Source organism: Endozoicomonas sp. 2B-B, assembly GCF_053470045.1.
This window is the reverse complement of sequence record NZ_JBLZMU010000001.1, coordinates 6,380,394-6,392,137: the sequence shown is the minus strand read 5'-3', so window position 1 is coordinate 6,392,137 and position 11,744 is coordinate 6,380,394. Positions and strand designations below refer to the sequence as shown.

2 protein-coding genes are annotated in these 11,744 nt (G+C 49.1%); both read left to right on the top strand.

Features of this window, described 5'->3' with window-relative positions:
• A complete protein-coding gene (locus tag ACOMHB_RS22765; protein ID WP_448218338.1) occupies nt 1–4,137 on the top strand; it encodes a transglutaminase domain-containing protein in 4,137 nt (1,378 codons plus the stop codon).
• A gap of 153 nt (nt 4,138–4,290) precedes the next feature.
• Nucleotides 4,291–11,676, top strand: a complete 7,386-nt coding sequence (locus ACOMHB_RS22760) for an AAA family ATPase (RefSeq protein ID WP_448218337.1) — start codon at nt 4,291–4,293, stop codon at nt 11,674–11,676.
• Nucleotides 11,677–11,744: the final 68 nt, after the last annotated feature.

The window sequence follows — 11,744 nt, the reverse complement described above, 5'->3', positions numbered from 1 at the left end:
GTGGGCTGGTATCTGGATCGTGCCCTGCCCGCTCGCGGCAGTGTCACCTGTGGGCAAATAAACAGTCTGATCCAGCATAGTTTTCGGGATGTATTGGGGCCGGAAATCAGCGAAACTCATCAGGACGCCCTGTCGGCACTGGAAATCTGGTTTGCTGCCCGCTTCGAACCGGAGAACACCCTGAGTAACAGAGTTCATGAACACACCCTGCGGGATATGCAACAGACCTTCACAACAGTCAGCGAAAAAATCCGACCAGACTTTGATACCTCCGGATCGGCAGTCCGTGAACTGGCGCAACGGCTTGAACAGGATTTAAGCCGCTGTCAGCAGGCTAATCATCACGACAAAAAACACGGCGGCCGTCAGGCAACACTGATTGAAGGTCCGGCCGGGCGGGGTAAGGATGCCACGCTGAACCTGGTGATTGAAAGCGTCAAACAGCAGGCTGAACAACGGCAAGAATTGATGCCGGAAGTCTTTTACCTGAATGCCTGTGATTGTTCATGGGACAAACTGTGCGAAAAGATCCAGACGGCAAAAATTAAAGGCGGCATCCTGGTGATTTCAGAAATGAACCTGATCGATAGCCAGCATCTGGAAGGCGAGTTGAACGATATTCTGGCCGGTGACGCCCATCCGGGTTTCCATCTGTTTGCCACCATCAACCCGCCTGAGTACAGCGGGCGAAAACCCTTATCACCAGCGCTGAAAGGGCGTTTTCGACATTTGCCGATCCGGCAGTATAACCCGGAAGAATTGCAGACCATTGCCGAAAAAGTGTTGCCAAAGGACCCGCAGGGAAAAATCGTGGCTAAACGCTTGACTAAGCAACATTGTCGTTTAAGGGCTTACCTGCAGCAAAGAAAGCTGCCATTGCAACCCACCAGTCTTGATCTGCAGAATGTCGCCAGAGCGGTTAACAGAGGGGGTGATTTTAGTGATAAAGCACTTCATCAATGCCTCAATCAGTACTACCGGCTTTACCTGATGGCTGCCAATATATCACTGGAGCTACTGCCACCATCGGCTCCTGCCACGGCTAGAGGAGCGCTTGACCCTGAGCTGAGCGAATGGTTCTACCAAACGGTATCGAGCATTGATCGTCCCTGGTTAATACGACAAAGTGATTGCAACAGCATTAATGAAAAACGCCATGAAATTCGTATTGATGACCTTCTGGATAAAGAGGACGCCAAAACAGAAGTTATCAAGAGGCTGGCCCAGGCCAGATGGCAGGCATCCGGTCTTTCCCTGAACCCTAATGTGTCGCAGGATATTCTCAACCGGGTACTCTACAGACACTGGCAGCAAAGCTGGTTTAATCGTGAGTTTGGCCAGTCGGGCGTGGACGCCAACAGCGTATTTCCCATGACGGAAGAAGAGGAACAAACGCTGAAAATGCCGACTTCCCGGCCATGTCTTCAGAAGGCTGATCAGCAGATAAGCCAATGGAACTCCGATGCCGTTCAATTGTGGCCTGCGTTCTGGCTTCAGATAAGTGGTCAGCAGAGCCCCTGGGTTGAAGATTCTGAACAATGCACCCCAAAAGTCCGGGGAAAGTATTCTCCGCAACTGGACTGCAAAACGAACTACGAGAACCTGGAGAAACCAAAAGAGACAGACTACAAAGTTTTTGATACGAAGGAGATTCCTTCCGATTTGTATCGCTGCAGGGTAGTGGATATTGATGTGACTGCTGAGGGTGACATCAAACTGATCGAGATTAATGATCGAGACACGCAGAGGGCAGAAACCCTAATGCCTGCCCGGTTGCCGGGGCGCGGCCAGGAAGTGATACTTGCCAGCAATCAAACGCTGGCAACCTTTGAACCGTCATCGAAGAATGGCCAGTTTGCATTGCCCAGCCTGACGCCTGATGACTATATCGTGGCCCTGCGTATCCATCCCGATTTGCCATTTACCCTGGTCAGGGGTCGATATACCGGGCTTCACACGCTGTTTGTTCATAAGGCCAAAGCCAACCAGACTATTCGGGTGGCTTATGTCGTAGAACCCAGAGTACCGGACAAAAAAACATCGGCTAAAAAAGCCCGAACAGGACGATCAATATGGCTTGACAACCGCTGTTCAGAAGAGATGAAAAAAGTACTGGACGGAGTGTTTACCACCATTGATCAACAAGCATCAGAAATACAGGAGCCTTTGCGGAAAATAGCAAACGCTCAAGGCATGACACAACGCATTCAGGCAATCACGGAGTATTGCGAACAGTTTTCAGGTGAGGCTGAACCAGAAAAGGGCAGAACCAATTTCTTTCGATTCCTGGTGACACAGCGGCAAGGTAGCTGTCGTCATCGTACGCCTGTTTTTGTTGCTCTTTGTCGTTATTTCGGGATTCCATGTCGGCAAATCAATAACTTTGTCCACTGCTTTGCCGAGTATTCCCCGGATGGAGGCCAAACCTGGGAATCGGTGAATTTGAGCGGGGCAGCAACAGAGTCAACAGAAATCACCTGTAAATTTCAGCCCACAAGGAGGGTCGATGATCCCGGCACTGTGTCAAGGAATATTAAGGTTTTCCTGAAAGATTTCCTGAAAGGTGCTGATTCAGCACAACAGCAAGCTTTGGCTAAAGCTTGTGTTATGAGCCCCAGGAAACTGAAAAAAGCCCTTGATAAGCAAAGTGCATGGCCAGACCCGAATCTGAGTTTCTCCAATATAATAAGGAATCTCTGGGAGAGAAATGATTTAACCGGCTTTTCCATGGGTGTCTCAATGATAGAGTCGTTGGGGACGAATGCACTGAACTTTTTCGAGAAACCATGGGACTATAGTCCTATTGCCAAAGATTGGCATATTTATAAATCAATGTTAGAGACAGTCAAACAACTATTGTCCAACAGTGATGAAGATCAGGTCACTGAATCACTCAAGTCAATCCATTCAAAAATGATTGCTCAGGCCGGTGCAAACCCTCAGCAGTGGTTGAGATTATTAGTGGAAATACTGGAAGGCAGCGACCTGACCAAACCTTCGGTTATTCACTTTGCTCATGAAGCCATGGAGTCGGGTTGGCTGGATCCACTGCCAACCAATAAGAACCACTCTTCACTGCCCTATGCACTTCGTACGCTATTGGTGCATCTGGAAAAGGTCGATGAACTGAAGGTTGAAGCCGCCCGTTGCCTGAAAAACTGGTATCAGGAATGCTTGTCCAGGGAAAAAAACAGCCTGGCGTGGCAGTTGTTTTATAAACGCTTACGAGAGAAAAAAGAGAATACCTGTCACTTTTTCATCACTCACAGTCATGATGGGTTTTCGTCACTCTTTGCAAATAAAATTGCTGACTTGTCTTTACAGGTCGCCTGGACGGATGAACCTGAGGGCATTCCAAATATAGAACGAATGCTGGTACACACTCCTGCATTTGCGCAGTTAAGCTCGGGCAAGGCGAACCACCGTCCGGTGATTATCACGGGGAAACCTTCCTGGTGCGACACAGTGATTAATAAAAAGGCCGAAGCCCTGTTTCAACAAAAAGTCGAGAACAGCCGGGATTGGCAGCCGTTATTGGAAAAAATCAATCGATATAAGGCAATCGAGGAAGAACGACGCCTCAATTCAGAGCAATTAACTATTGAGCAAAAAAAAATGTATAGGGAATTCTCTGTTCCCTGGGAAAGTGAAGAATTCAAAAAGAGGACAGACAAAGTACGTCTTGAGGTAAAGAGAAAACAACATGATATCGACGTGAGATACAAAGCCGCTATGGAGTCCCTTGAGATGTCACCGGGGGAGCAAAACCTTGTGGATAATTTAAAAAACAAATGCGTGCGAGCTATTCAACAGGCCTTCAGTCATTATCTGTATGGATTGACACACTCGAAAGGCGGTAGTTTAACGTACTGTTGGATCGATGCTTTCGTTTGGGGCGAGGGCTATAGAGGCAATTATGGCGCTCATGATCCCTCCTCACCAGAAGAGCTTTACACCATGATGTCTGAAACGGATAACGATAGGTGGTCTGAGAAAACCATTAGGGATAGCAACTTACGACAGGCACACAATGCCAGTAATGCTCTGGTTCTCAAATCCGACGAGCTGACAAAGATTGCCGAAGAGTTTTTGAACAGCGTCAATTTGAATTCCCTTTGTGACGCCCTGGATACCTGATAACCGTTTGGTCATGTTGAGTTTTTGAGATCAATGACTTCCTTTAATGCTTGCGGGTAACTATCCAAATGAAACTTTAATCCCATCCTAAGGTCAAACAATCAATCAGTTTCAATACAGTTCTTCAAAAGACATCAGGAAGGGAGATTGACCATGGATGGTGGAATAAGGGAAATAAACAAATCGGTTTTTGATAGTGGCTCTGATACTGGCGTACCATCCAAGAAACCAAAGCTGGAATTATCAGCAAATGATGTCGGGATCTGCTCTGATGTCATGGCCAAACTCAATGTATCATCACCTCAGATTCAGTCACCTGACACGGCAAGAACCGTATCCTCAACGGATTCCTCATTCTGCAAGACCCCTCATGCCTTCGATTTTCGTTTTGTCACCAATGATGATGACGTTCGTCAGCTTTTAGTGGCCCAGACCTGCGATGAACATCGGGATGTCACCCTTATTTCCCATCCCGATGACCTCTCACAGGCTAACCTGGTGAGCCGTTTGAGCATTTCCGAAGAGGGTCGCCACACCCTTTATCCGGGCAAACTCTTTGAAGGTTCGCAGCCACTCACCCTGGTGATCGATATCCGAAAGCTCACCAGCGAGGATCTGCCCAAATTTAACGACCTGCTGGACCCGGATAACCCCTGTCTGTACGACAAAGTCAGCAAGGAGAAGCGCCCCCTGGGCGAGCATGTTGCTCTGCTGGTGCTGGCAGACCCTGAACAGTTGAGACCGGTTGGCAGGCTTGAGGATATACCGGGGGCCGGTGCCCCGGGGGCTGACTTCTGGCGGCGAATTAATCGACCGGACAATACCTGGCAGTTGGACGCAAAAACCGGCAATGATCCATCGATGGAGATCGACGAGGTTCCAAAGCTACTGGCTGAACTCCCCTCTGCCGAAACTGCCATGGACGACAATACCCTTCTAATTAACTGCCACTTGCACAGTCACTGGCGACAGTTGCTGCTGGGTGGCCCCGGTGTGGATAAACAGGGACGAATCCGGCATATCCCCGGCAGGCTTGAGTCATTGAGGAGCGGACAGCGGGTGATTCTGAAAGGAGCTGACTGGGAAGATCTCGCCTTTGAACAGACCATTCGACAGATGCTGGCGCACCAGTGCTTTGAGAGTAATGGGAAGATCTGTCCATTACCCGACGATGTTCAGTTTTATCAGATGCCGGTTGGGGATGACGAGCTTTATTCACTGTTCCAAAGCCTGTCACACTCTCATGAAAAAAAATGTGACAAAAACTGTGAAAAAGAATTTGATAAAAAGCACGTACCTCAAAACCCGATCATCATTAATTGGAATAATATCAGGGACTGGCTGAGCCCCATTGCCATTCACCCGGAAGGCATTGCAGTCCCCAATACCAGCCTGCTGGAACAGGTTCGGGCCGGTGGTACAGTCACCGTCACCTCTCCCCTGACTGAGGCTCTCTGGTTTCATTTGCTGGGTTCATTAAAGACGATTCGCGAAACAACCGGCGTAGAGCCGCTGCTTCAGGTGGCTCATTCAAAACATCAGCCGAAAGCTCTGGGATTGGCAGAAGATGATAAGCAGCCTCTGTCTAACCTGCAGGAAAAAATGAGGGCTCGTTCTGCCTTTAATACCTTTACCTATCAGCAAGCTGCCCAGGCCAGCCATTGGCTCAATAATCATCCGGGAACCCCTCTGGTGATCCGGGTCAATGAACAGACCAGTTTCAGCCAGCTATTTGATAATATCCATATCACCTCGGAACAAAAGGCATATTTCGGACGCCGTCAGAGTAAATTGCAGGAGGCATTGACCGCTGGCAAGCCGGTGGTATTGCGGGGGCTGGAAACTAATCCAATTCTTCAGCAGCTTCTGGAGCCTCTGGTTGTTGGCCAACCTCTGCTGGTCAATGGGCAGTTACAGGCCTATCCACAAGCTCATGTCACAATGCTCTGGCCTGAGTCTGTAAAAAGCCCATCGTCAATATTTCGTTCGATGGTTGCCAAGGGTAAGCCCTGTCCTGAGGTGGATCTCTGGGAGATCAATGCCGTCAAACATAAAATCTCCCGGGCTGAACTGCCAGAACAGGCGCTTTATAAACTTTACCAGGCGTTTGAAACCGTACCTGCTCACCTTTGTAACCCGCTACCAGAAATGACCGAAGGGTTGTTGCAAAACCTGATACTGGCCGCCCGGCGGGCACAGCAGGTTGACCAGTCCTTAAAGCTTTTACCCCGCCACTGGCGTAAGGCCATCGATAGCGTTATCACCCATGGCACCCGGCAGAACCCATCAGTACGGGATTTTATGAAAGTGGCCTGTTGGCACTTGTTACCGGATAAGACGCCAGATGAGGATCAAACGGCTTCGGTGGACCCGGATCGTTTAAACGCCATCATCAACAGTTCCCGGCGGTTGGATAGAAAGTTTGTCAGGCAGAACCTGTGGCAACTGGCCAGAGCCTTTGATCAGGCAGTATTTAAAGGCATCGAATTACAACTGGTCTATGAATATCCATTTCCAGCATGGGGCGAAGAAAACGTTCTCGACAGGCTCTGTGCCATGATCGTAGCCCATGCACATGAAGAAAAACGGGAGGCTATAGCGTATCAGTTGGCAGCCGATCCGACGGCAACAAAGCCCTGGCAATCCTTAGCCATCAGGCCATCAAGACAGATTAAACGTTTGCAAGATGCACTGGCTTCTGGCTGGCAGTTATTTTCGCTACCAGAGCAGACCGCCCGATCCGATGCCATTCACGCCCTGGCCACCGATTGTTTTCACATTGCCAGAAGAGAATATGTTACAGAAAATTCTGACTCAGAACGCATTGAACGCATAGAAAATCGACTGTCTGAATCAATGAAATCTCAGGGTTCCGCTGATCAGTCTCTGTCAGCACTGGCCCATGATCTTTATCATGGCAAGATGGGTCAGGAGGATCGTGAAAGCCGTCGATTATCCCGACTCCATGGCCGACTTAAGGACTCTCCCGTTATCTTCCTGCAGGGGGAAACCGGCACCGGGAAAAGTTACTTTTCAGCGAAGCTGGCAAAGGCTTCAGGGCAGGCTTCGTTGCTATCCCTGGGACCTTCCGACAGCGAACAAACCCTGATGAAACGCTGGCAGTGGCAACAACACGCCGATGGCGACCGCTTTATGGTGCAGCAAAACCGGGCGTTGATGGAATGGGCCAATACCGAATCCGACAAAGACGCTGAATACATTAGTTTGGTTCTGGATGAAGCCAACCTGGCCCAAGCCGGATTGCTGGCATCATTGAACGGCTTATGGGAACCGCAACCCTGCATCTATGTGAATGGTCATCCTGTCAAGGTCAGCCCAAAACACCGGGTGATTCTCACCGGTAACCCCGATCATTACGCCGGGCGCCAAATGGACCCGGCACTGAAAGAGAAACTGCCGACAGCTTACTACCCTCGCCTGGACCAGGCATTCCTTCGGGACAGAGTGGTGAAACCAGCTCTCGTCAAGCATTTACAACGGCACCTGCTGGAGCATCAAATAAACGATATTGCACACAGAGCCACCAACAGCTTGATGGCGCTCTGGCAATATTATCAGGAACTCTTGCCCGAGCATGAGTTTACCCCCAGGGATTTAACCGATATCTGCAGTTGGGTAGGCTGGTATCTGGATCGTGCCCTGCCCGCTCGCGGCAGTGTGACCTGTGAGCAAATAAACAGTTTGATCCAACACAGTTTTCGGGACGTACTGGGGTCGGAAATCACCGAAACTCATCAGGATGCCCTGTCAGCACTGGAAATCTGGTTTGCTGCCCGTTACCACCCGAACAATACCCTGAGCAACAAAGTTCATGACCACACCCTGCAAGATATGCAGCAAACCTTCAGTACAGTCAGCAGAGAAATCCGACCTGAGTTTGATACCTCCGGATCAGCAGTCCGTGAACTGGCGCAACGGCTTGGGCAGGATTTAAGCCGCTGTCAGCAGGCTTATCACCTCAACAGAAAACACGACGGACGTCAGGCGACACTGATTGAAGGCCCGGCGGGACGGGGCAAGGATGCCACGCTCAACCTGGTGATTGAAAGTGTCAGACAGGAGGCTAAACGACAGGGAGAGTCCATGCCGGAAGTCTATTACCTGAATGCCTGCGATTGTTCCTGGGACAAAGTGTGTGAAAAGATCCAGAAGGCCAAAATTGAAGGCGGCATCGTGGTGATTTCGGAAATGAACCTGATAGACAGCCAGTATCTGGAAGGTGAGTTAAACGATATTCTGGCCGGTGACGCCCATCCGGGTTTTCACCTGTTTGCCACCATCAACCCGCCTGAGTACAGCGGGCGAAAACCCTTATCACCGGCACTGAAAGGGCGTTTTCGGCATTTGCCGATCCGGCAGTATAACCCGGCAGAATTACAGACCATTGCCGAAAAAGTGTTGCCACAGGACCCGCAGGGAAAAATCGCGGCTAAATGGTTGACTGAGAAACATTGTCGTTTAAGAGCTTACCTGCAACGGGAAAAACTGCCATTACAGCCAAGCAGTCTTGATCTACAGAATGTCGCCAGAGCGGTTAACAGAGGGGGTGATTTTAGCGATAAAACACTCCATCAATACCTCAATCAGCACTACCGGCTTTATCTGATGGCCGCCAACATCTCTCTGGAGGAACTGCCAAAATCATCGGCTCCTGCCATAAGTAAAGGATCGCTTGATCCTGAGCTGAGCGAATGGTTCCACCAAACGGTATCAGGCGTTGATCGTCCGTGGTTGATACGACAAAGTGACCGCAACAGCATTAATGAAAAGCGCCATGAAATTCGCGTTAATACCCTTCTGGATAAAGAGGACGCAAAAACAGAACTTATCAAGAGGGTGGCTCAGACCAGGTGGCAGGCATCCGGTCTTTCCCTGAAGCCGCGTGAGTCGGACGATATTTTCATACAGGCACTTTACAGACACTGGCAGCAATGCTGGTTCGCTTGTGAGTTTGACCTTACGGACGTGGACGTTAATAGCGTATTTCCCCTGACGAAAGAGCAGACACAAACGCTGAAAATGCCGACTTACCAGCCTCATTTTCAGGAGGCCGATAAGCAGATACAGGTATGGAACGCCCATGACGTTCAATGCTGGCCCGCATTTTGGCATCAGATCAGTGATCTGCCGAACCGTTGGGTAAACGATTTTATTAACAAAGCATCCGCTATTAGCGCTGACGACGCTCCTGAACCATACGACCCGGAAGTCGAGGAACAAAAAGCCCCGGCATTGGACCGAAGCACGAACTATGAGGATAAGGAGATAACAAAGGTTGAATCTTGTAAAATTTTTGATTCGCACCATCCCCCTAAGATGTATCGCTGGGAGGCATGGGATATTCGTGTCACTGCCAGGGGTGAAATCAAAAAGATCAATCTTGATGATAAGTACCTTCTGGGAGTCGAAACCCTCACACCTGGGCGGTTACCAGGGAATGACAGGAAAGTGACATTAACCAGAAATCAAACGCTGGCAACCCTTGAGATATCACCAAAGAACGGTCAATGTCCATTGCCCAGCCTGACGGCCAGTGACTCTATCGTGGCCCTGCATATAGAACCCTGTTTACCATTTAAACTGATCAGGGACCACTATACCGGGCTTCATACCCTGTTTATTCCTCTGGCCGCAGTCGGCCAGAGTTTTCAATGTACTTATGTCGTAGAATCCGCAAAGCCGAGCGGTAAAACGGGTGCTAAAAAAGCCCTTTTTGACGTCCAGTGTTCAGAAGGCATGAAGTCTGTACTGAAGGAACTGTTTGATAACATCGACGAACAACCCGCCAAAATACAGGCACCGTTGCACAAAATAATAGGCGCTGAAAACATCAGGCAACGAATTAGCGCAATCATGGAATACTGCAAAAAGTTCTCCGGTGCAGCTAAACCAGAAGAGAGTGAAAATTTCTTTCGATTCCTGGTAACAAAGCGGCAAGGTAGCTGTCGTCATCGTGCGCCTGTTTTTGTTGCTTTTTGTCGCTATTTCGGGATTCCCAGTCGGCAAATAGAGAGCCTCACGCACGTCTTTGCCGAGTATTCCGTGGATGGAGGCCAATCCTGGGAGTCAGTGGATTTGGGCGGGGCGCCCGTGGAGGCAACAGTAATTATACCTCGCTACAGGAAGCTCAATGATTGGAGCATTAAATCAGAGAAGCTTAAGGATCTCCTGAAAGGTGCTGATTTAGCCCAACAGCAAGCTCTGGCCAGGGCCCTTGAGATGAACCTTGAGGAACTGAAAAAAGCCCTTGAGACAAATCGTGCCTTACCGCAAGCCAATCTGACTGTTTCCGAAATGGTAAGTAAACTTTTTAAGCAAAAAGATTTAGCCGGTTTTTCCATGGGCGTCTTAATGGTGGAGTCGGTGGAGACAGAAGAATTAGCTGCTGCCGAGAAGGCATTGGCCCTTTCCGGGTCTGAAAACTTATTTGTCACAAGTCCGATGTGGGGAGCAGTAAAAGAAATATTGTCCAACAATGATGGAGATCAGGTCACAGAATCACTCAAATCATTACACTCAAAAATGATTGTTCAGAGCGGAGTGAGCCCACACCGATGGCTGAGATCAATAATGAATATATTGAATACCAACTTAACCGGACCTTCGGTTATTCGCTTTGCCCGTGAAGCCATGGTATCGGGTTGGCTGGACCCACTGCCGAACGATAAGAATTATCCTCAGCTGGATTATCAACTTCACTGGCTATTGGCGCGTCTGAAAGGCATCGATGAACTGAAAGTTGAAGCCGCCCATTGCCTGAAAAGGTGGTATCAGGCGTTCTTGTCCAGGGAAAAAAACAGCCAGTCATGGCAATTGTTTTATAAAAGCTTACAAGAGAAAAGAAGTGATACCGCTACCCTTTTCATCACTCACGGTCATGAAGGGTTTTCGTCATTCCTTGAAGGTAAAATTGCCAACTCCTCTTTAGAGACGCACTGGACGAATGAACCTGAGGGCATTCCGAATATAGAACGAATGCTGGTACACAACCCTGCATTTGCGCAGTTCATTTCCGGCAAGGCAAACCATCGTCCGGTGATTATCATAGGAAAACCTGAGTGGTACAACAACGTGATCCATTACAAGGTCGAAGCTCTTCTTAAACAAAAAGTTAATAAACGCCCGGACTTGCAGCCGCTAGAGAAGAAAACACCCGTGGATAATTTAAACAAGTGCAGGCAAGCGATTCAGCAGGCCTTCAGTCATTATCTGTATGAATTAACGCACTCGAAAGGCGGTAGTTTAACGTATTGCTGGATCAATGCTTTCAAATGGGGGACCCTGGACAGAGGCAACCATGGCGCTCACGATCCCTCTTCACCGGGAGAGCTCCACACCATGATGTCAGAAATAGATGCCAATTCCCTCATACATGAATGTATTGAGGTTACCTACCTGAAGCAGGCATTCAACGCCACTAACGCTCTGATACTCCAATCCAATGAGCTGACAAAAATTGCCGAAGAGTTTTTAAACAGCGTGAATTTAAATTCGCTCTGTGACGCATTTGATATCTGAATGATTCCCGGCTTCACTCCCGTCATCCCCCGCTTCACTCTCGTCGTTCCCGCAAAGGCTGGACAACC